Here is a 20,135-nt window from a genome sequence, read left to right as displayed (position 1 = left end):
CATAACGACCTCTGTTTAATTAATCAATCCAGCGTGCATAGACCCTGCGGATCATGCCCCAGTCTTTATGGCCCATTTGTTTAGCTATCCAGCTTGGGTCCTCTTTCGCTGTTAGCATGGTAGAGGCGTAAGTGTGGCGGCAGGTATATGGACACCTGTATTTGACCTTTGCCTGTTCTAATGCGAATGTCCAAAACCGTTCTCTTGGGATGCCGTCATTCTCCCAAGGCAACATAGTTCTTGGGTCTAAAAATACTCGGCTGTCAGGATGTAGGTCAGGGTGATAACTTTGTATTTTCTGCAATATGGCCAAAGCGGTCGGGTGCAGGTGATGCGTTCGCACTGAACTCAGTGTTTTGGGTTGTGCTGTTCTGCCGTTGACTATGGTTTGTCTGATGTAAATCCGCTGCTTTTCAAAATCTACATCTTGCCAGCGCAGCCCAAGTTTTTCGCCAGTACGTAAACCTGTCCAGAACGCGAAGGTGTAAAAATCACGCGCGGCTCCATCAGGCAGCGCTGCCAAAATAGCGGAGCGTTCCTGACCATTAAAAGGTTCAGGTTCCTTGGCGCGTCTGGAGGCTGGGCGGCATTTATCAATTGGGTTTTGGTCGATGATTTCATCGTAAACTAACTCTTTGAAGATACCGCTGAGGATGGTTCTAACCTCGTTCACTGTCTTGGGGGAAACCTCTGTACGTGCAGCCCAATCGTTGAACAGGGATGGTTTAAATTCAAAGGCGGTTAGATTGCCGAAGTTTGGCAATATATGGGTTTTTACTTTGCTCCAATAGCCTCTATAAGTGCTTGCAGCCCAGTTTTTCGAATTGCGCCTGAACCAGTCGTCTACCGCTTTACTGATGGTGATATAAGCAGCTTTGTTGGTAGAGAATTTAAAAGCGCGTGGGCTGGTGGGGAAGTGCTTAGCATAGTCAAAGGTTCCCATATCAATTTCATATTTGATTTGGTCCAGTTTGCGCGCTGCTTCCTTTAGTCTTGTTTTGTTGGGCGTAGCTCTAATGGTTTCACGGCAGCGAACACACTGGAACATGAAGTCTATGCGGAAGGAATTCTCTCCCGCATAAATACCTTTATACTCTGTCGGTTTCATGGACTAACTTCCTGTTTCAATCCAACGCTGAAACGCGACCATATCTATAAAAATACGGCCATTACGTTTCTTCCAGTGAATATCCATTCTCAACTGGCCTTTTACCCTGAGTGCGTTTATTGCGTCTTTAGTCCAACCGACAAGCTCGGCACAACGGTCGACAGTGACCCATTTAACACCATAGGCCACGAAGTATTCAGATTCTTGATGATGCATAACCAACCTCATACTGAGATTCGGGCAATAGAATGCCGAATCTCTCCAAAAACGTTAATGGAGATTTCGTACGAAGCGAGCTGATATCCGCTGTGGGTACTCGCTTAAGTTGGCAGCGTAAGTTAGGGGGTTTTTGCTGTCTCTTTTCTAAAATAGAAAAGCTCGGGGGTTCCGTCAAGAAAAAACCGCTGCAAGCTATATGTTTTTTCATTCCCGAATCACTCTGTACTGTTTGTTGAACTCTGATTTCGTGAACTGGCATATGCGGTCGATAAACTTAACCACCATTTCTACTTCATCATTCAGCGTGAGTACCCCAACGATAATACCTAAGTTCTCGGGTAAAAATTCTGTTGTCCGGTCGTTCTTTATGACGGTGTAATTAATCAGCTTTACTACTTCTGGCACTGTAAATTGGCCTTGATTGAATTGGGTCGTATTGTTCATGGAATGGTCCGTACAGTTATTTACACAAGTCCAAGGGTTGCCCCCGCCAAACCGCTGCCTCCCCTTTTGCAAAGGGGCTGGCAGCGCTCTGTCGGCGGCGCCGCTGAAAGCGTCCATTTTTTTAGACGGGTGATTAGTGGATCAACGTGATACCAAAAACCAGCAAGGGTTGGCTTACGTGGTTCCTGATATTTGTTAAGGGCGGTTTTTATTATTTCGCCTGTTTGATAGTCAGCCACTTCGGTCGTTTTCACTTTGTAAAACGGACGGCAAATATGTTCTTTGCGTGGCAGGTCTATCGCATTCATTGCAAGGCAAAACGCTGCCCAATTGGAGGAGTCAGCGGCCCTGTGAATTGCTGTCAGATCTTTTAGCGGCATGTTTAAGTCGCGCAGTCGTCTGAGTTCGCGCCAGACGGTAACGCTTGGGCCACCTATTTGCTGGAATTGGCGAATAGATGAAGACTTCGACCATGCGTTAATCCGATCTGCGGCGGTGTCTGACCTATGCCCTGAGTTATCTGTTTCGATACCATAGCCATCAATATTCTTGGCGATGTATTTGGCAACATAGCCTGAAGCACTGCCTTTGGCTGGATCAATGTCGATAAACTTAACTCTGTACTCTTTTGCACCTGGCTCATTCGGTGAGTCATGTAGCGCATAGTTTTCGATAACGGTTTTAAAACTGTTAACGCTTTTAACAGGCATGAATAGTAGTAAGTGCCAATGGGGAGTGCCGTCATGGTGCGGTTCGACAACCCGAAAGCCATAAGGCCGAATGTTGGCTCTATCAAACTTGGCCCGACACAATTGCCAGATATGATTTAGATGCGCATGCGCTTCTCGGGTAGTGGTTCCGTCATAGTTTTTGTTTGGCAGGCCGGACGCTAAAGTTGCATGCATTCTGGAAGGGGTTGTTATGGTAACGAATACTGCGGCATGGTCACAATGTTGCGCCACTTCTTCAAAACCGCGAATTCGAACCATCAGTTCATGCCTTCTGATTTCAGGGTTGCTGATGTTATGTGCGGCAATTTCACTAAGCGGAATACTGACCCCTTCGTCATTTACAAGAAAGGTTTTTTCCATGTAACTGCGGCTGAGCAGTTTATTCTGGTGATGCTTATTCATGCTGACATCACCGCAATATACAGCCCGCCTTTTTGATACATAACCCAAAGCTCGCTCAACTTGGCTGATAAGGTACAGGGTTTGGCGTCTGATCCGTTTTAGCCAAAAGGAACTGTCTTGTAAGCGGTTTTGAATTTCTGGCGCAGTAAAGCTCAACGGGCCAAGTTGATATTGTTCAAACAGGTGTATTGCTGCGGCTAAATCGGCATTTTGAATGAGGGCTTTGCACTTATTGGATTGTTGAACAGCAAAGGAGCGTAAAGCGGATAGTTCTAAAGAAAAATCTAAATCGTGAATTTGCATTGATTTCTGGATAGTCGAAAGTAGAAGCTCGGCTTTGCCAGTTTCAACTTGGTCACAGTCAGCCAGATATCGGTGCAGGATTTCTCTGCTTATTTTACTGGCTGCAATAGGTAGATTTTGGCAAAAGTTGGCATCAGGATGACAAAAGTTGGCGCTGGAATGACATATGAACGATGTATTTGCGGTGTTGCAGACAAGATCGCGGGCAACTCGATTGAGGTGTAAGCTATTGTTTTTAAGGGAAAATCGAGGAGCGGCGCTGTTTGCGCCGCTCTCGTAGGTGGTGGAGCCGGGGGGATTTGAACCCCCGTCCGAAAAACCTAGATCGTCGGTACTACATGCTTATCCAGTTATTTAGTTAACCCTATGAGCGCCAGCTGGCAGGCTATCGTCGGGCGAGTCTGATTGGTTTTAGCATCTTGGCTCCAGACAAAGCCGCCATGCGATCCTATTAGGGGTGATCTTCCAGAGTCTCAGCTTATAGGCATGCGTGAGGGGAAGAGCGCTCTACTGCTTATTAGGCAGCGAGTGCGTATGTTTCGTCGTTTGCGACTACTAGTTTGCGGCTTTTTTACGAGGCCTACCGCACCTCGGCATGCACCTAAGAGTTCGTGAATCCCGTCGAATCCAGTATCGGCCCCGAATTCTTTAGTACTTCTGAACACTTCTGTGTTGAGCGCATTCTACGCTCTGCAGTTCAACGCGGCAAGGTAAGAACTGGTCTTTTCTTGCTGCGTTTGGCTGTTATTACTCTATATGGTGATGAATTGAACAATCTCAAGCTGAAACCGTTAAGAACCCAGCCTCAATTATCTTTTGCTGTGCTTCATCATGCGTTCTTTTTCACGCGACCAGTCTCTGTCTTTGATATCGTCACGCTTATCAAAGTGCTTTTTACCTTTGGCCAGATGGAACTCCAGCTTCACCCAACAGGCTTTCCAGTACATGGAAGTAGCTATTAAGGTGTAGCCGTCCTGCTCTTTTTTACCGACCAGTTTGTTCAGTTCACGTTTGTTCAGCAACAGCTTGCGCGAGCGCTCTGGATCGCAGACCACGTGAGACGAGGCGCTGTGCAGCGCCTGAATTTGTGCACCAATTAAAAAAGCTTCGCCATCTTTTAAAATGACGTACGAGTCGGACAAATTGACTTTGCCTTCACGAATACTCTTTATTTCCCAGCCTTGCAGGCACATACCTGCTTCAAAACGCTCTTCGAGGAAATAGTCGTGTCGTGCTTTTCTATTTTGGGCTATGGTGCCGCCCTGATTTTTGCTGCTTTGTTTTTTGCTCATCTTTGCGAACGAATAACTCTTAAAAGCCAAGGAATTTAATGGCAAAAGGCTTACGCCTGGGACATTGAGGCTACGGCCAGATCTGTTACAATCGCCGCCTGCATTAAGGGGAGAGAGTATGCCACAAATTGAGCGCAGCGCACTGGTTTTTTACAGCGCGCGCCAGATGTTTGAGCTGGTGAACGATGTACCACGTTATCCGGAATTTTTACCCGGTTGCGCCAAAGCACAAATTTTGCAGCAGTCTGCAGATCAGATGCTGGCTAAGTTACAGGTGAAAAAAGCCGGTATCAGTCAGGAGTTCACCACTCGCAATACCTTGGTGACTGACTCGCAAATTCAGATGCAATTGGAGTCTGGCCCTTTTAAAGCCTTATCCGGTGGCTGGACCTTCGTTCCGTTAAGCGATGAAGCTTGTAAAGTGGTGCTGGCACTAGATTTTGAGTTTTCCAATAAAATAGTTGAATTTGCTTTTGGCAAAATTTTTAACGAATTAACCGCAGCTATGGTCGGCGCTTTTACTCAAAGGGCAAAACAAGTGTACGGAGAACAACATGGCTGAAACTAAAGCTGTAGAGCTGGCTTATGCCACGCCGGCTAAACAAAGTTTATTGAGTTTAACTGTGGATGCTGCTTCTACAGTGGAGCAGATTATTCTGCAGTCTGGCATCTTATCAAGCCATGCTGAGATTGATTTAAGCCAGAATAAAGTGGGGATCTGGAGCCGGACTTGCAAACTGAATGAAGTGCCTAAGGCGGGTGATCGAATTGAGATTTACCGGCCTTTAATTGCTGATCCTAAAGATATGCGTCGCCGCCGTGCTGAAAAAGCCAAGGACGAAGGCAGGGCAAATAAGACAACGGGCGGCAGGCAGCAACAGAGTCAAAGTCATGATTCTGAGCCACAATCTGATAGCTGATAAATAAGCAGAACTATTAGACTGAATTAACGAGCAGGGGGCAGAGCTGAAGCTCTGACCCTGCAAAACATTATTGATCCAGCGGTGTATTAAAGTTGGCTGGCTTGGTGAAATCGCCACTTATATCAACCAGTTTGTCATCTTTAAAGTTGGCGATGAGTTGCTTTTCAAAGTTGTCGCCACGACCACCTTTTAACGCATAAAAATAATGCCAGATGTCGTCGTCAAAGGCGTTTTCAGCAACAGGGTTGCCTAACACAAAACGAACCTGTTCTTTGGTCATTTGAACACGCAGTTTGTCGATGTCTTTTTGTTCCAGAAAGTTGCCTTGTGGCACGTCAATCCGGTAAATCCAACTGCTGCAAGCACCCAGAGTCAATGCTGTGGCCAACACAAGGGCCGTTTTCACTACTGCTTTCATCTGTCTCTTCATCTGAATAAGTCTGTCGGCATCATACCGCAAGCACGGGCTGAAATTAAAGCCTTAATCAGACCTAAGTGTATTGGCTAAGTTCGTGCCTGTTAAAAATAATTGATTGAAATCAGTTTTAAGGGGCACATAACAATTCTCGGGCGTTGGCAATCGCATTAGCGCTGACGTTTTCACCAGCTAGTAAACGGGCTATTTCCTGTACCCGCTCTTCGTCTGCCAGTTCGCGAATCCGGGTTTCTGTGGCTATACCGTCAGTGTATTTTTCAACAAACAACTGGTGATGGCCCTGACTGGCAACTTGAGGTAAATGCGTGACACAAATCACCTGAGTCGATTCACCTAACTGACGTAACAAGCGGCCTACACCAGCGGCAACAGGGCCACTGATGCCCACATCTACCTCATCAAAAATCAAAGTTGGTGTAGTGACTTTACCAGCCAGTATCACCTGAATGGCCAAACTGATACGGGATAATTCACCGCCAGACGCCACTTTGTGCAGCGCCTGTAGAGGCTGACCTGGGTTGGTGCTAACCAGAAAGTCGACTTGATCCCAGCCGGTTGCATTGGCTTTATCTATACCAGCAGTTTCGACCGCTATATAAAACTTACCGTTAGCCATACTTAACTCAGCCATGCTGCGGGCAATTTTATCGGACAGCTCCAAAGCGGCTGATTGACGCAGTTCAGAGACAACTTCAGCGGCCTGGCAATACAGCTGCTGAGCCTGCTGAATCTCCAGCTGTAACTGAACTATGCGATCATCATCTCCTGCGAGTTCAGACAGCTGCTGAGACAATTGCTGGTGAAACAAAGCCAGTTGATCATGTGGAATTTGATGTTTACGGCTTAAATTCAGCCACAGGCCTAAACGTTGATCTATCTCTGCTAAACGCTCCGGATCGACATCAACTTTTTCGCTATAACGGCGTAATTCGCGGCCTGCTTCTTCAATTTGAACTAAAGCTTCAGTCAGCATTTGGTGAATAGGAGCTAAAGCCGGGTCTACTTCTTTATAGTCATCCAGTTGCTGGCAAGCATGGCTTAATAAGCGATAGCTGTTAGCCTCTTCATCGTCATAGGCCAGTTGCAAGGCTTGCTGGCTGGCCTGGATCAGGCTGTGACTATTGCTCAGACGCTGGTGCTCACTTTCCAGTTCAGCAAATTCATCAGCACCAGGTGCAAACTGATCCAGCTCTGCCACCTGATACTCCAGCAACTGGCGTTGTGCTTCACGTTGCTGCTGGTTACTTTGCAGTTCGCCGTATTCTTGTTTCAGTTGCTGCCAGGCTTTCCAGTGTTGGCGGCAATTGGCTAAAGCAGAGTGGGTGTTGGCATAAGCATCCAGCAATTGGCGCTGGTGATCAGATTTTAATAACAGTTGATGCGCATGCTGACCATGAATACTTAACAGGTGATGACCCAAAGCTTTCAGTTGTTGAGCCGGTACCTGCACACCATTGATATAACCACGGGAACGACCTTCGTTGCCGACCACACGGCGCACTATACATTCATTGCCCATGGCGAGGTCTTGTTCAGCCAGCCAGTGTTGAGCTGCAGCCAATTGACTGATATCAAAAGTGGCCACTATGTCGGCTTTGTCACAACCGGGGCGAACCACTAAACCATCGGCACGTTCACCTAAACATAAAGACAGCGCATCTAAGGCGATAGATTTGCCTGCGCCTGTTTCGCCGGTAATAGTGGTCATACCGCCGCGCCAGTCGAGTTCCAGCGCGCGTACTATGGCAAAGTTGCTGATATGCAGATGGTTGAGCATGGTCCAACTCCCTTATACTGAATAACTGTTAATTTATACAGTAATTTGATTTTTAGCAAGGGAGTGGTAAAGAGATTTTTTAGTAGAGTTTACTGCCCCAGCCGAGCTTGTTACGCAGCACGTTAAAGTAGCTGTAGCCAGGTGGGTGCACCAGTTTCAGTGGTTTAGGGTGTTTACGAATGCGGATTTCATCGCCCGGCATTACTGCCAAAATTACATGACTGTCGCAGCTCACCTGTAAATGGGCGTCGTTACTGGGCGATACTTTCAGTACTATTTCACTGGTGCCTGAAACCACCAAAGGGCGGCTGCTTAAGGTATGAGGAAACATCGGCACTAAACTCATCGCATCCAGCTCAGGCGTTAAAATAGGGCCGCCACCTGATAAAGAATAAGCGGTAGAACCTGTTGGTGTGCTGACTATTAAACCGTCGGAGCGCTGGCTAAAGACAAATTCGCCATTAATATGAGCTTCAAACTCAATCATATGCGCTACTTTATCAGCGTGTAATACCGCTTCATTCACAGCACTGTTACTGCTCTTTACGCAGTCATTCCGATACACTTCCACTTCCAGCAGATTGCGTTTTTCAGTGACAAAATTACCTGCTAACACCGCAGCTAAAGGCGCTTCAAAATCTTCCGGTGATAAGTCGGTTAAAAATCCTAAGTTACCGCGGTTTACACCCAATACAGCGACACCAAAACGCGCCAGCACTCGGGCTGCACCCAGCATATTGCCGTCACCACCTACCACTATGGCCAGATCGCAGTTTTTACCCAACTGAACTAAATCCATCACTTGTACATCAGGCAAGCCCAGAGATTCTGCCACCTTTTCTTCGACATAGACTTTTAATTGCCGTGCCGTTAAAAACTGATACAGGCTGATAAGAGTGGTGTTGGCGCCCGGATGATTTGGTTTGCCAATGAGACCAATGGTTTGAAATGCGCTGCCAGGGTTTTGACTCATGAGTGTTCCTTTCAAAATGCCGTTTGAGTATACCCATAGTTTCTGATAGCGAACAGCTTTGTGCTCGTTGACGCACTGATAAAGGGCAAGGCTTGAATTTTTAATTAAAGACCCCACAATACATAGCAGTATAAGTAGGCAGTATTCACGCTTAGTATTTTGTACAGTCTTTTTAACCGGAGTAACAGCTGTAGTGGTTCAGTTAAGCAGACCAGAACTGATATTAAAACTCATAGTCGAGCAGTACCTGACGGACGGCATGCCGGTGTCGTCCAAACTGCTGTGTGAGCAGTCAGAGCTTGGCGTCAGTTCTGCCACAGTGCGTAACACTATGATGTTGCTGGAGCAGCAGGGTTTTATTCGCTCTCCTCATACGTCGGCAGGTCGGGTTCCTACTACGTCGGGTATTAGGCTCTTTATCGATAAAATGCTGCAACTTGAGCCTTTAACAGGGCGTTGGCTGGATGCGATTCAGCTGAATTTACCGCCTCAATTACCCGTTTCTTTATTATGTCAGCAGGCCGGACAGTTATTAGCCAACTTAACAGGTATGGTTAGTATTGTCAGTGCGCCTAAAGGGCAAGGCCGGGTGATCCGGCAGGTGGATTTAGTGCGTTTAGCCACGCAGCGACTCTTGCTGGTGGTGATAGACGAAGACGGTGATATTTTGCACCGGGTGTTGTTTCATGACGATTTAATTGATAACCCAACCTTAAGCCGGGTCTTGTGTTTACTCAATGCGGCTTTGTGTGGTCAGGATTGGCTGGATGGTATTTCGCGTTTAGCTTTAATCGCAAAGCAGGAATGTGGTGCTGTGCAGTCTTTGGTCAAAACCGCTATGGCGCAGCTGAGTCTGGATGAGCTGCAGCAGCATCAGCCATTGATTTATGGTCAGCATCAATTAATGCAGGCGAGCGACTATCACCGCGACCCGGAGTTGCAGCAAGTGATAGAACTTTTAGATAATCCAGCTTGTCTGGTGAAATTATTAACCCCAGTCACTCAGGATCATCAGCCCAAATTAATACTGGGACGTGAGTCTGGTATTGAACCTTTAGCCAAGGTGAGTTTGATTTGTGCGCGCTACCGTTCGGAGCCCCATGGCTTTATTGCCTTGCTTGGACCACGCCGGATGAACTATGGTCGTTTTGTGCCTTTAGTTGAAGCTGTAGCACAACAAATGTTTTTTAACTTGAATCATCTTAATCAATCCCCATAATAAGCCAACCTATGGTGGAGTAGTAACTAATGAGCGAGCAAGATAAAGTGCAAACTGAACAACAACAGGCTGCGGAAGCAGCGGCAGAGCAAGAAGTGGTAGAACTGACGCCGGAGCAGGAACTTATTGCAAAGCTGGATGCAGAATTACAGCAGGCAAAAGCCCAGTTGGCAGAGCAGCATGATTTAATGCTTAGAATTAAAGCTGAAGCAGACAACAGCCGTCGTCGTTCAGCCATGGATGTTGAAAAAGCCCATAAATTTGCGCTGGAGCGTTTCGCTGGTGATTTATTGCCGGTGGTGGATAACCTCGAGCGTGCTTTAACCTTCTTAAATCGTGAAGACGACAGCCAGAAAGCTCTGGGTGAAGGTGTAGATTTAACCCTGAAAGGTTTACTGGATACACTGGCGAAAAACGGTGTGCAGCAAATTGACCCACAAGGTCAGCCGTTTAACCCTGAATTCCATCAGGCCATGTCGATTCAGCCAAGCGCTGATGTGGCACCAAACACTGTCACTTTTGTGATGCAAAAAGGCTACGAGCTGAACGGCCGTTTAGTACGTCCTGCTATGGTGGGTGTATCTAAAGCTGTTGAATAAACAGCGACTCTAAAATAGGGGGTAGAAGCATGGGAGCTAAGCATCTCATGACTCTGCCCCCTTATTTTTTACTGGGCTTTCTCCTTGCGGGCTTTTACAATAGCTTCATCGCAGTATAGGCATTTGCAAAGGAATCTTTTTGTCTGATCTGGAGTCTGGTAGAGCGCCTTCGGCGCAACCTGTTACCGAACTGGTGCTTTGTCGCCACTGCGATCTATTGCAACAATTGCCGCTGTTAGCCATTGGTCAGGAAGCCGCTTGCAGCCGTTGTGGTTATTTACTGGATATGCGACAAAAAGATCCGGTATTACGTCCCGTGCTTTATGCCATAAGCTCGCTGTTTATGCTGGTCTTGGCCAACCTCTTTCCTTTTATTGGCATGGATGTGGCGGGTAACATCCATATCATGAGCTTTTTTGACACCTCCTCTGTGTTATTTGATGAGCATCAGCAATGGTTGGCTGTGCTGGTGTGGTTATTTATTCAGGCCATACCGGCTTTTTGTATGCTGGCGGTAATTTATATCAAGCTTGGCATGGTGCGCCGGGTTCGCGGCTTAGTCTGGACGGCACGGGTGCTCTATATGCTCAAACCCTGGAGCATGGTAGATATTTTCCTGATTGGTATTCTGGTCGCTTTTGTCAAACTTGTGGTGTACGCCGATATTTCTGTGGGCATGAGCTTCTGGGCTTTTTGTTTATTTTGCCTGCTGCATTTACGAACTTTTCAGGTGATAGACCGCCATGCTTTGTGGGAGTCTATAGCTCCGGCACCGCAACCTGTTTCTGCTGAATTAGCAGGACGGACAGGTGTTTCACTGAATTTAGCCAGTTGCAGTTGTTGCACTGCTATAGTGCCGCTGGAACAAAAACACTGTGGTCGTTGTGGCACTAAAGTCACGGCCCGTATTCCTTCCAGTTTGCAAAAAACGCTGGCCTGGCTGATTACCGCTACTTTGTTGTATATCCCGGCTAACTTGCTGCCTATTATGGAAACTGTGTCTTTGGGCAGCAGCATTCAGTCTACAATCATCAGCGGTATTATATTGATGTGGCAAGACGGGGCTTATCCTGTGGCTATCGTGATTTTATTAGCCAGTGTGGTGGTGCCCGTCGTGAAAATAGTCGTGATGTTCTGGCTCTGTTATCTGGCCAGTCACAGTGGGCATAAACGACAGCTGCTGTCGACCCGGGTGTATTTACTGGTCGATTGGATAGGGCGCTGGTCTATGGTCGATGTGCTGGTGGTCGCTATATTGGCAGCTTTAGTACGGTTTGATTTATTAATGGGTGTATATCCTGGTATGGGCGCTATTATTTTTGCGACTGTGGTGATCACCACCATGCTCGCTGCTATGAGTTTTGATCCACGTTTGCTGTGGGACCAACGGAATAAAAAAGAGGAGCTGCGACGTGGCTAAGATGCAGGGCCGGGTGGCCGCGGTGAAAAAGATCCGACAATTGTCACCCATTTGGATAGTGCCAGTTATGGCTGTGGTGATTGGCATCTGGATGTTGTATTACACCCAAAAAAATCAGGGGCCAGTGATCACGCTGGTCACTCTGAATGCTGAAGGCATAGTAGCAGGTAAAACTCAGATCAAAAGCCGCAGTGTGGATATAGGCCGGGTTGAATCTGTACAGCTGTCGGAAGACTTAAGCAAAGTGCTGGTCAAAGCCAGGATGGATCCTGGTCTCGAAGGCTTGCTGAATGAAGACTCACAGTTGTGGGTCGTCAAACCTACAGTAGGCCGGGGTGGCGTCAGCGGTTTAAACACTCTGTTATCCGGCGCTTATATTGAGTTACAGCCTGGCAAAGCTTCGGTACAAAAATACTATTATGAACTGCTCGACAGCCCGCCTATAGCGCCGGCCGATGCACCTGGGGTTCGGGTTACTTTATTAAGTGACGATGCGACAGCTTTGGCTGTAGGCGACCCTGTTTTGTATCACGGCTATGCGGTAGGTACAGTAGAAACCAGCAACTTTGTGGCTGAACAAGGCCATATGACCTATCAGTTGTTTGTACGTGCGCCTTATGATTCCTTAGTCACAGAAAACGTACGTTTCTGGCAAGCCAGTGGTATGGCTTTGGACGTGTCTGCGCAAGGGGTGCGGGTTGAATTAGCTTCTGTTGCTACATTACTTAGCGGTGGGGTGCATTTTGATGTGCTGGATGGTTGGCCTGCAGGCGACAAAGTGGCCAGCAACACCGAGTTTCAGCTATTTAAAAATCAAAAAGCCATCAAAGAAGGTTTGTACACTGAATACAACGAGTACCTGATGTTTTTTGACGAGTCGATCCGAGGCCTGAGCGTAGGTGCTCCTCTGGAATACAAAGGTATACGCATTGGTACAGTTGCTATGGCACCGTACTTCTTTAATATGGATAACCCTTTGGATGTTGCTTTTAAACGAGGCATTCCAGTGTTGGTACGAGTGGAAGCTGGCCGTCTGGCTGGTGAGATGAGCCTGAAAAAGCTGGCGCAGGAATTAGAAACTGCGGTGCAACAAGGTTTAAGAGCAGTACTGAAAACCGGTAGTTTATTAACAGGGGCTTTGTATATAGAACTGGTTCAAACCGATGCACAAATTGAAACTCCTAAAGTAAAAGTAGATGTGCCAGCTCTGGCTGATGCAGACAACTCTGAAAAAGTGCAGGTGGCAACAGCCCAGCCGCCGGAGTTTTCCAGTGAAGGTTTTGTTCCTGCCCCTTTTGCTTTGGCAGATCATGCTGGTCTGAAAATAATGCCAACAGCTCCAAGCGGTTTAGCCAATATTGAACAAAAAGTGCTGCAGGTGCTGGACAAGGTCAACCGTTTACCTGTGGAAGATGTGTTGGCGCAAAGCTCTGCAACTTTGGCACAAAGTGAAAAAATGCTGAAAAATGCAGAGCAATTGATCCAGTCTCTGGATCAATTGGTGAAGCATAATGCGGTACAGCAATTGCCTGCCGATCTGCAGCAAAGTCTGCTGGAACTGCGGAAAACTCTGGCTGGCTTTTCGCCGGGTTCACCTGCTTATGAGCGCTTAAATGGCAACTTACAGTCGATGGACCAATTATTACGTGATTTGCAGCCCGTAATTAAAACTATGAATAATCAAAGTAACTCACTGATTTTTAAAGCCGATCTGCCTAAAGATCCAGAACCTGAGAAGGGCAACTAATGCGTTATTTAGCTTTTGTATTCTTAAGTCTGGCCCTGGCCGGTTGTGGCAGTTCTCCGTCTGAACTGCAGTATTATCGCCTGCCCGCTGTTGCAGTAAAAGCGCCACAAGGCGACAGCAGCAAAGTATTGGTGATAGAACCTGTGATGGTGGCCAGTTATTTAAACAGCAATGCTCTGGTGTATCAGAACAATGCTGTGAATCTGCAATTGACCCGCACTCACCAATGGGCTGAAGCTTTGGATCAACAACTGACCCGCAATTTGCTGGCACATTTATCCGCAGCTTTAACCGATTGGCGTGTAACTCAACAGGTGAATAGCTCAGCTGACAGCCGCCTGACAGTGCAGGTGACTCAGTTTCATACCACAGCCGATGGTCTGGTGCTGATTAGTGGTCAGGCTCATTTGCTGACAGGAGCTGTCGTCAAGCAAATGCCTTTTGAGTTGGAACTGCCTATTGCTGATGATGGTTATGACGAAGTAGTCAAAAGCCTGGGCGAGGGCTGGAGTCAGGTTGCCAGCCAGATAGCAGTGATGATTACAGAAAGTCCTGCTGCTTAGTTTTTCTTTAAGTAAAGAAACCGGCTTTGCCCGGTTTCAACTGAATAACGAGCCCCGCCTTATTGGTGGGGTTTGTTTTTTACCTGCCTGATCAAGTTTTGCTCCTCCCCATGATTCCAGTAGATGTTTAGATTCTTAGCTGTCTAAATGGCTATTTCTTGCCTTTGTCAATAGAGTTACGTATAAGTTGTATAAATAACAGGCATCAATCAAAGTGATTAAGCAATGGCTTATGTTCTTTAGAGAAAACTGCTATTAATCAATACAACTAATTTACGGAGAGGACACAAGATGGACGCGGAGCAACAAGTCAGTGTTTTACTGTTGGATGCAGCTGTGTTGATGGTCGTGGGCATGGGCGTTGTATTTGGTTTTTTGATGGTATTGGTTTTTGCTGTTCAAGGCATGTCCAGATTACTCCGGCATTCGAGCCCGGCTTTACCAGCAACTGTTGCAACAACACCACAAGCTGCTGTTTCTCCTTCTGTTGTTGCTGCTATCAGCGCTGCTATTGAACATCATCAAAAACAAAATAAGGGATAAAAATGAGCCAACCATTATTACTGACTGAGCTGGTGCTCAGAGACGCCCATCAATCCTTATTAGCCACCCGCCTGCGTTTAGAAGATATGTTGCCTATCGCAGCCAAACTGGATCAGGTCGGCTATTGGTCGATGGAATCCTGGGGCGGTGCCACCTTTGATGCCTGTATCCGTTATTTAGGTGAAGACCCATGGCATCGCTTGCGTGAGCTGAAAAAAGCCATGCCGAACACTAAACAACAAATGCTGTTGCGTGGCCAGAATTTATTAGGTTATCGCCATTATGCTGACGATGTAGTGCAAGCCTTTGTCGAACGCAGTTTTGCTAATGGCATAGACGTATTCCGTATTTTTGATGCGATGAATGACGTGCGTAATCTGCATACGGCTGTGGCTGCTGCTGTCAAGGTTGGCGCTCATGCTCAGGGCACTTTGTCTTATACCGTCAGCCCTGTGCATACCATTGATGGCTGGCTGGATATGGCGATGCAGCTGGAAGATATGGGCTGCCATTCTATTTGTATTAAAGATATGGCGGGTTTATTAAAGCCTTATGTGGCCGAAGAGCTAATCACCCGCTTAAAAGAACGGGTCAAGTTACCTATAGCTATGCAGTGCCATGCCACCACAGGGTTAAGCACAGCCACCTATCAGAAAGCTATTGATGCTGGTATTGATATGCTGGACACCGCTATTTCGTCTATGAGTATGACTTATGGTCACAGCGCAACCGAAACTATGGTGGCTATCACTGAAGGCACAGCGCGGGATACCGGACTGAATTTAGTCTTATTGGAAGAAATTGCCGCTTATTTCCGTGATGTACGAACCAAATACGCTCAGTTTGAAGGTTCGCTCAAAGGTGTTGATGCCCGTATTTTATTGGCTCAGGTACCGGGTGGCATGTTAACCAATATGGAAAGCCAGCTGAAAGAGCAGGGGGCTTTGGACAAAATGGATTTGGTACTGACGGAAATTCCTAAAGTACGCAAAGAGTTAGGCTATTTGCCTCTGGTGACTCCCACCTCACAAATTGTCGGCACTCAGGCCGTGTTGAATGTGCTTTCGGGTGAGCGTTATAAAACCATCACCAAAGAAACTGCTGCTGTGCTCAAAGGGGAATATGGTTCAACACCTGCTCCTGTTGATTTGGCATTGCAACAGCGGGTACTGGCTGGTGCTGCAGCTATTGTCTGTCGTCCTGCCGATTTATTGCAGCCTGAGCTTGCAGCATTAACCACTGAGCTTGAAAGTAAAACTCAGGAGCTACAACTGAAGCTGGCAGAAGACAAAATCGATGATGTGTTGACCTATGCCTTATTTCCACAGGTTGGCCTGAAGTTTTTACAGCACAGAGGCGATGCATCGAAGTTTGAACCTGCACCTGGTCAACAAAGGCCGGCAAACCAAAGCAACACTCAGGTGGAACAGGTCAATAACACAGCTTCCGGAGTCGGTGTTTACAGTGTCAAAGTGGATGGCAAGCTGTATCAGGTTGAAGTAGGACCTGCTGGTGCAGTGCAACAGATCAAAACTGTAGTGGGGGAAACTATTCCGCAATCTGCCAGTATTCAGCCTGCCAGCAAGCTAAATTCACCTTTGGCTGGCAATATACTGGCGCTGAAAGTCAGTGTGGGTCAGCAGGTAGAAGCAGGGCAAGTGGTGCTGTTAATGGAAGCTATGAAAATGGAGACGGAAATTCGTGCCAGCCAGGCAGGTACTGTCAGTCAAATTCATATCAGTGTTGGGGCTGCAGTCACTACCGGCGATCTGCTGGTCAGTTTTGCCTGAGGATAAATCATGGATGCTTTGTTAACACTGATTGATTCTACCGGTCTGGTGCATTTGACCTGGCCAGCTTTGGTCATGATGGCTGTTGGTTTTTTGCTTCTGTACCTGGCCATAGCTAAAGGTTTTGAGCCTCTGTTGCTTATTCCTATTGGCTTTGGTGCAATTTTAACCAATATTCCTCTGGCTGGAATGGGTGAACCAGGCGGTTTGTTGTATTCCATTTATCAGGTTGGTATTGAAAGTGGCGTCTTCCCGCTGCTGATCTTTTTAGGAGTAGGGGCTTTAACCGACTTCAGCGCTTTAATCGCCAACCCTAAAATGTTGTTATTAGGTGCTGCAGCTCAGTTTGGTATTTTTTCTACCTTGTTAGGTGCTATAGCTCTGAACTGGGTGCCAGGTTTAAGTTTTTCTATGTCGGAAGCCGCAGCTATTGCCATTATCGGCGGGGCTGATGGCCCTACGGCGATTTTTTTAGCCTCAAAACTGGCTCCTGAGTTGTTAGGGGCTATAGCAGTGGCAGCTTATTCTTATATGGCGCTGGTCCCTATTATTCAGCCGCCTATTATGCGCGCTTTAACGACAGTGGAAGAGCGAAAAATTAAGATGGCGCAGCTGAGACAAGTCAGTCAGAAAGAAAAAATCGTCTTTCCTTTGCTGGTGCTGATTTTAACCTTTTTATTTTTACCTACCGCAGCGCCGTTAATTGGTATGTTTTGTCTGGGCAATTTAATACGTGAAGCTGGTGTAGTGGAGCGTTTATCTAAAACGGCACAAAACGAGCTGATTAATATAGTAACCATCTTTTTAGGTTTAGCTGTAGGCTCTAAGTTAAATGCTGATCAATTTCTGACCACTCAAACCTTAGGCATTCTGGTATTGGGTGCTGTGGCCTTTGGTATAGGTACGGCCTCAGGGGTTTTAATGGCGAAGCTGATGAATAAACTATCCAAAGATCCGGTGAATCCGCTGATAGGTGCAGCTGGTGTGTCAGCAGTACCTATGTCGGCCCGTGTCGCCAATAAGGTCGGGTTGGAGGCTGACCCTCATAACTTCCTGCTGATGCATGCCATGGGGCCTAATGTGGCGGGTGTGATAGGTTCTGCAGTGGCTGCTGGTATTTTGCTGGCGTTGGTTAAATAGCAAAATTGGTGTGGGATTTGGTTAACAGCTAAATTCCGCGCCTAGCACCACGGCTTTGCGTGCCCCTGTAACTTCAGGAATATTACCCGGAATTTTGTGATCGTAGGCATAAGCCAGCCAGGCAAAAGCCATAGCTTCCACATCATCAGCTTTCACACCTAAACTTGAGGTTTGCTGCAGTTGTACTGCTGGGAATAGCTGCTGCAAGTCGCTCATCAGCACTTGGTTATAAGCACCACCACCACAGATAAATAACTCAGCTATGGCTTCATTTGCTAATGCAATTTTGATGCTTTGTGCGGTAAAGCGGGTAAGGGTACGCTGCACATCTGCCGGGGCATAGTGTCCGCTTTGTAATTTTTGCTCTAACCACAATCCGTTGAAATATTCTCTGCCTGTGCTTTTCGGGCCTTGCAACTGAAAGTAGGGGTCTAATAACAGATCTGCTAATAAATCCTGCCGTATTGCACCAGAAGCGGCATACTGACCGTCTTTGTCGTATAAACCTAAGCCTTGTCGCTGGATCCAATGATCCATCAAGCCATTGCCCGGGCCTGTATCAAAACCCCGCACTGGCTGATCAGGCTGCAGCAAAGTGACATTGGCTATACCACCAATATTTAAAATGGCGCGGTAACTGCTGTTGGCAAAAACGGCCTGATGAAAAGCCGGAACTAAAGGCGCACCCTGCCCACCATAGGCCATATCTTTACGACGAAAATCAGCAATAACCCGAATCTGTGTTTCAGCAGCAAGGCGGAACATATCGCCAATCTGATAAGTAAAAGGGAATGCTGCGTAAGGGCGATGACGGATGGTTTGGCCATGGCAGCCAATAGCGCTTATCTGTTCAGGTGCAACTTTAGCTTTAGATAATAACTGCTTCACCGCATCTGCGTATGCTAATGCCAGTTGTTGCTCTACTAACCCCATCAACTCAAGCTCATCCGGGCCAGATTGAGCCAATTGACTAAGCTGCAGGCGCAACTGTTCAGGGAAAGGGCAGAGTAGGGAGTCTAGTAATTCAGGCTGGAGTTTTACTGTAGGGGACTGACCAAAACGAACCAGCACCAGATCGATTCCATCGAGACTGGTGCCGGACATAATACCTATATAAAGGCTGAACATTACTCAGCAGCGGCTACTGTGATCCGCTCATGGTTCTGCATTTGTGCAATCAGCTGTTTCGCTTCATTAACGAAAGCTATACGCTCTTTTGGTGACAAAGCTTCAGCCTGAGGTAATTTCACAGTACGAGGATTACGGTGTACACCGCCAACCACAAATTCATAATGCAAGTGAGCACCAGTCACACGACCTGTAGCACCTAAGCGACCTATCACCTGACCCTGACGCACGTTTTCGCCTTGTTTCACATCACGTTTGGACAAGTGCAGGTATTTAGTCACTATGTTGTTTTTGTGTTTAATAAACACATAGTTACCATTCACGCTGTTGCGAGTGGACGCAATGACTTTACCATCACCAGCCGCCATGATAGGAGTGCCTACAGCAGCAACGTAGTCTACGCCATTATGAGGGCGAACCTTCTTTAACACTGGGTGTAGACGGCGAGGATTGAAATTGGAGCTGACGTACTGGAAAGCAACAGGGGCGCGTAAAAAGGCTTGTTTAGTGCCTTTGCCGTCAGGCTTGTAAAAAGCGCCGTCTTTGTGACGAACAGCCTGATACACCTGACCCTGGTTGCTAAACTGTGCTGCCAGTATATTGCCGTTACCTACAAACTGGCCATCGGCATAACGGGTTTCAAAAATTACGCTAAAGCTGTCACCGGCTTTGATGTCTAAACCAAAGTCGATATCGTAGCTGAAAATGTTGTTGGCTAAGGTCAGCATCTGAGCTTCAGTTAAACCAGCTTCCAGACCTGCGTTCCAGAACGAACCGTTGATCACACCGCTGACGACTTCAGTACGGGTTTCAACTTCCTTTAATAGCTCTTCGGCAGCAAATTCGCCATTGGCTGTGCGCTGCACACGTAAAGTTTTCAGGTTGTTGATTGGGTAACGGATTTCCTGCAATTTGCCCTGGTTATCTAAACCAAATTCAATTTGCTCGCCTGGGAAAATGCGCGTTAAGGTTTTCACTGGTTTACCCAGTTCCAACACTTCCAGCATTGTGGCTTGATCTAATTTAGCTTTGCGAAAAATTGCCGACAGAATGTCGCCTTTTTTCACGTCAACTGTCACCCACTCCAGTGAGTTGTCTTCGTGTGGCAGAGTTGCAAGCTGCGAAGCTGCAATTTTCTCTTCCACCAAAGGAATATCAATACTGTATCTTTTTCCAACTTCCAGCTCAGATGTTTCTGTAGTTCTGGAGGCTGAAGCTTGTTCTGACGGGATCAACAGCATAACGGCAACAATGCCGCTTAGAGCGCCGATTAATAACCGATGTTTGATAGGCAAAGAAGAAATCATAGAAAGCGCATCTCTTATTATTATCAGACAAACCAATAAAAAAACGAGCATATAACGATTTTTTCTGCGAT

Annotated in this window: 20 protein-coding genes and 1 other RNA gene; 10 read left to right on the top strand and 11 right to left on the bottom strand. The window is 46.9% G+C overall.

Going from position 1 to position 20,135, the window contains the following annotated elements:
* Positions 1-19 precede the first annotated feature (19 nt).
* From LSG37_RS14075 to smpB, 6 genes are all read right to left on the bottom strand, one after another.
* The gene (locus tag LSG37_RS14075) at positions 20-1,108 is read right to left on the bottom strand and encodes a site-specific integrase (RefSeq protein WP_233080480.1); all 1,089 of its coding nucleotides are present in this window, start codon (positions 1,106-1,108) and stop codon (positions 20-22) included.
* 3 nt (positions 1,109-1,111) lie between these two features.
* Positions 1,112-1,324, bottom strand: coding sequence for a hypothetical protein (locus tag LSG37_RS14070; RefSeq protein WP_233080479.1), 213 nt, complete (start codon positions 1,322-1,324; stop codon positions 1,112-1,114).
* Between the two features lie 207 nt (positions 1,325-1,531).
* Entirely contained in the window at positions 1,532-1,771 is a 240-nt protein-coding gene (locus LSG37_RS14065) for a hypothetical protein (RefSeq protein ID WP_233080478.1), read from the bottom strand.
* Positions 1,772-1,791: 20 nt separating this feature from the next.
* Entirely contained in the window at positions 1,792-3,207 is a 1,416-nt protein-coding gene (locus LSG37_RS14060; protein ID WP_233080477.1) for a replication endonuclease, read from the bottom strand.
* Positions 3,208-3,488: 281 nt separating this feature from the next.
* Positions 3,489-3,848: a transfer-messenger RNA gene (gene ssrA / locus LSG37_RS14055) on the bottom strand.
* 168 nt (positions 3,849-4,016) lie between these two features.
* Entirely contained in the window at positions 4,017-4,499 is a 483-nt protein-coding gene (smpB, locus tag LSG37_RS14050) for an SsrA-binding protein SmpB (protein WP_008897453.1), read from the bottom strand.
* Positions 4,500-4,617: 118 nt separating this feature from the next.
* On the opposite strand from smpB, the gene LSG37_RS14045 reads away from it, so the two are divergent.
* Both LSG37_RS14045 and LSG37_RS14040 read left to right on the top strand, forming a co-directional pair.
* On the top strand, positions 4,618-5,061 hold the full coding sequence (locus LSG37_RS14045; protein WP_233080476.1) for an SRPBCC family protein: 444 nt from the start codon (positions 4,618-4,620) through the stop codon (positions 5,059-5,061).
* On the top strand, positions 5,054-5,419 hold the full coding sequence (locus LSG37_RS14040; protein WP_233080475.1) for an RnfH family protein: 366 nt from the start codon (positions 5,054-5,056) through the stop codon (positions 5,417-5,419). The genes LSG37_RS14045 and LSG37_RS14040 overlap by 8 nt, the downstream gene beginning before the upstream one ends.
* 70 nt (positions 5,420-5,489) lie before the next feature.
* Here LSG37_RS14040 and LSG37_RS14035 read toward each other — a convergent pair whose 3' ends face one another.
* From LSG37_RS14035 to nadK, 3 genes are all read right to left on the bottom strand, one after another.
* The gene (locus LSG37_RS14035) at positions 5,490-5,840 is read right to left on the bottom strand and encodes an outer membrane protein assembly factor BamE (RefSeq protein WP_233080474.1); all 351 of its coding nucleotides are present in this window, start codon (positions 5,838-5,840) and stop codon (positions 5,490-5,492) included.
* A gap of 127 nt (positions 5,841-5,967) precedes the next feature.
* Entirely contained in the window at positions 5,968-7,635 is a 1,668-nt protein-coding gene (gene recN, locus LSG37_RS14030) for a DNA repair protein RecN (protein ID WP_233080473.1), read from the bottom strand.
* Between the two features lie 79 nt (positions 7,636-7,714).
* Entirely contained in the window at positions 7,715-8,608 is an 894-nt protein-coding gene (gene nadK / locus LSG37_RS14025) for an NAD(+) kinase (RefSeq protein WP_233080472.1), read from the bottom strand.
* A gap of 193 nt (positions 8,609-8,801) precedes the next feature.
* On the opposite strand from nadK, the gene hrcA reads away from it, so the two are divergent.
* The 8 genes from hrcA (at position 8,802) to LSG37_RS13985 (ending at position 17,629) form a co-directional block, all read left to right on the top strand.
* Complete coding sequence (gene hrcA, locus LSG37_RS14020) at positions 8,802-9,827, top strand: heat-inducible transcriptional repressor HrcA (protein WP_233080471.1); 1,026 nt, start codon at positions 8,802-8,804, stop codon at positions 9,825-9,827.
* Positions 9,828-9,856: 29 nt separating this feature from the next.
* Positions 9,857-10,426 (top strand): nucleotide exchange factor GrpE, encoded by a 570-nt coding sequence (gene grpE / locus LSG37_RS14015; protein WP_127020729.1) that lies wholly within the window; start codon positions 9,857-9,859, stop codon positions 10,424-10,426.
* A 139-nt stretch (positions 10,427-10,565) separates the two neighbouring features.
* A complete protein-coding gene (locus LSG37_RS14010; protein ID WP_233080470.1) occupies positions 10,566-11,846 on the top strand; it encodes a PqiA/YebS family transporter subunit in 1,281 nt (426 codons plus the stop codon).
* 1 nt (position 11,847) lies between these two features.
* Positions 11,848-13,593, top strand: a complete 1,746-nt coding sequence (gene pqiB, locus LSG37_RS14005) for an intermembrane transport protein PqiB (RefSeq protein ID WP_233080482.1) — start codon at positions 11,848-11,850, stop codon at positions 13,591-13,593.
* A complete protein-coding gene (locus tag LSG37_RS14000) occupies positions 13,593-14,156 on the top strand; it encodes an ABC-type transport auxiliary lipoprotein family protein (RefSeq protein ID WP_233080469.1) in 564 nt (187 codons plus the stop codon). The genes pqiB and LSG37_RS14000 overlap by 1 nt, the downstream gene beginning before the upstream one ends.
* A 291-nt stretch (positions 14,157-14,447) precedes the next feature.
* Positions 14,448-14,699: an OadG family protein gene (locus LSG37_RS13995; RefSeq protein WP_233080468.1), complete on the top strand. Its 252-nt coding sequence runs from the start codon at positions 14,448-14,450 to the stop codon at positions 14,697-14,699.
* A 2-nt stretch (positions 14,700-14,701) separates the two neighbouring features.
* Entirely contained in the window at positions 14,702-16,489 is a 1,788-nt protein-coding gene (gene oadA / locus LSG37_RS13990; RefSeq protein ID WP_233080467.1) for a sodium-extruding oxaloacetate decarboxylase subunit alpha, read from the top strand.
* Positions 16,490-16,498: 9 nt separating this feature from the next.
* Positions 16,499-17,629 carry a sodium ion-translocating decarboxylase subunit beta gene (locus LSG37_RS13985; RefSeq protein ID WP_233080466.1) on the top strand — a complete coding sequence of 377 codons (1,131 nt, stop codon included), beginning with the start codon at positions 16,499-16,501 and terminating at the stop codon, positions 17,627-17,629.
* A gap of 21 nt (positions 17,630-17,650) precedes the next feature.
* On the opposite strand, the gene LSG37_RS13980 is transcribed toward LSG37_RS13985, so the two are convergent.
* Both LSG37_RS13980 and LSG37_RS13975 read right to left on the bottom strand, forming a co-directional pair.
* Entirely contained in the window at positions 17,651-18,757 is a 1,107-nt protein-coding gene (locus tag LSG37_RS13980) for an anhydro-N-acetylmuramic acid kinase (RefSeq protein ID WP_233080465.1), read from the bottom strand.
* A complete protein-coding gene (locus LSG37_RS13975) occupies positions 18,757-20,064 on the bottom strand; it encodes a peptidoglycan DD-metalloendopeptidase family protein (protein ID WP_233080464.1) in 1,308 nt (435 codons plus the stop codon). Before LSG37_RS13975 ends, LSG37_RS13980 begins: the two co-directional genes overlap by 1 nt.
* Between the last annotated feature and the right edge of the window lie 71 nt (positions 20,065-20,135).

The sequence above is a fragment of the Rheinheimera soli genome, from assembly GCF_021290985.1.
GTDB lineage: Bacteria > Pseudomonadota > Gammaproteobacteria > Enterobacterales > Alteromonadaceae > Pararheinheimera > Pararheinheimera soli.
Note: the sequence above shows the minus strand (reverse complement) of the source record. Positions and strands in the feature narration are given on the sequence as shown.

Coding starts and splice junctions, on each gene's coding strand:
- LSG37_RS14075 (WP_233080480.1), bottom strand. CDS start 1,108: ATGAAACCGACAGAGTATAAAGGTATTTATGCGGGAGAGAATTCCTTC.
- LSG37_RS14070 (WP_233080479.1), bottom strand. CDS start 1,324: ATGCATCATCAAGAATCTGAATACTTCGTGGCCTATGGTGTTAAATGG.
- LSG37_RS14065 (WP_233080478.1), bottom strand. CDS start 1,771: ATGAACAATACGACCCAATTCAATCAAGGCCAATTTACAGTGCCAGAA.
- LSG37_RS14060 (WP_233080477.1), bottom strand. CDS start 3,207: ATGCAAATTCACGATTTAGATTTTTCTTTAGAACTATCCGCTTTACGC.
- smpB (WP_008897453.1), bottom strand. CDS start 4,499: ATGAGCAAAAAACAAAGCAGCAAAAATCAGGGCGGCACCATAGCCCAA.
- LSG37_RS14045 (WP_233080476.1), top strand. CDS start 4,618: ATGCCACAAATTGAGCGCAGCGCACTGGTTTTTTACAGCGCGCGCCAG.
- LSG37_RS14040 (WP_233080475.1), top strand. CDS start 5,054: ATGGCTGAAACTAAAGCTGTAGAGCTGGCTTATGCCACGCCGGCTAAA.
- LSG37_RS14035 (WP_233080474.1), bottom strand. CDS start 5,840: ATGAAAGCAGTAGTGAAAACGGCCCTTGTGTTGGCCACAGCATTGACT.
- recN (WP_233080473.1), bottom strand. CDS start 7,635: ATGCTCAACCATCTGCATATCAGCAACTTTGCCATAGTACGCGCGCTG.
- nadK (WP_233080472.1), bottom strand. CDS start 8,608: ATGAGTCAAAACCCTGGCAGCGCATTTCAAACCATTGGTCTCATTGGC.
- grpE (WP_127020729.1), top strand. CDS start 9,857: ATGAGCGAGCAAGATAAAGTGCAAACTGAACAACAACAGGCTGCGGAA.
- pqiB (WP_233080482.1), top strand. CDS start 11,848: ATGCAGGGCCGGGTGGCCGCGGTGAAAAAGATCCGACAATTGTCACCC.
- LSG37_RS14000 (WP_233080469.1), top strand. CDS start 13,593: ATGCGTTATTTAGCTTTTGTATTCTTAAGTCTGGCCCTGGCCGGTTGT.
- LSG37_RS13995 (WP_233080468.1), top strand. CDS start 14,448: ATGGACGCGGAGCAACAAGTCAGTGTTTTACTGTTGGATGCAGCTGTG.
- oadA (WP_233080467.1), top strand. CDS start 14,702: ATGAGCCAACCATTATTACTGACTGAGCTGGTGCTCAGAGACGCCCAT.
- LSG37_RS13985 (WP_233080466.1), top strand. CDS start 16,499: ATGGATGCTTTGTTAACACTGATTGATTCTACCGGTCTGGTGCATTTG.
- LSG37_RS13980 (WP_233080465.1), bottom strand. CDS start 18,757: ATGTTCAGCCTTTATATAGGTATTATGTCCGGCACCAGTCTCGATGGA.
- LSG37_RS13975 (WP_233080464.1), bottom strand. CDS start 20,064: ATGATTTCTTCTTTGCCTATCAAACATCGGTTATTAATCGGCGCTCTA.